Raw genomic sequence first — 641 nt, forward strand, 5'->3', positions numbered from 1 at the left:
TTCAATTAACTAATAAAAGTAAAGAATCTTTTCATATCAACATCTTGATCAATAGTGATACACTTTATAAAAATCCTTTATTGCAATATAATATAAATAGAAAAATTTCTAAAGATGATAATATCATTTATGCTTTAAAAAATACTTCTAGCATAAATCAAGCTTTTAAAAACTTAAAACAATTACAAGAAGTATTATTAAAAGAAAATATATTTTTAAATTTTATAGACTTAAATAGCAAAGAAAGTCTTTTAAGTTTTTATAATCAAATATTAAGTAATCATCATCTTAAAGATTATTTTTATATAAAAAATAATCAATTTTTTATTAAAGAAGATATAAAAAATAAAATTATATTTCATAATATCAATTCTTCTTCTATTATAAGTAATTATCTTAGCTTGTTAAATGATTTTAATACTTTAAGCAAGATAGAACTTATAAATATATTAGAAAGTTTAAGTTTATACAATCTTTCAACTTTAATGCAAGATATACAAAAAAGATACCTAAAACTAGAATATAACTTAAAAAGCTTTGATAAAGATAGTATCTTTTTATCTAATATGATTATGAATGTGAGGTTGAAGTAGGTAAATGATAGATTTAGCAGGTGTGATTTGTTAATTAAAATAAAAACT

Annotated in this window: 1 protein-coding gene; it reads left to right on the forward strand. The window is 18.3% G+C overall.

The features are described from left to right. Positions 1-593, forward strand: a 593-nt coding sequence (locus L8U41_RS07850) for a hypothetical protein (RefSeq protein ID WP_263728263.1), incomplete at its 5' end; no start/stop codon positions are given. Positions 594-641: the final 48 nt, after the last annotated feature.

Origin of the sequence: Campylobacter sp. RKI_CA19_01116, from assembly GCF_025771405.1 — a bacterium.
Lineage (GTDB): Bacteria > Campylobacterota > Campylobacteria > Campylobacterales > Campylobacteraceae > Campylobacter_D.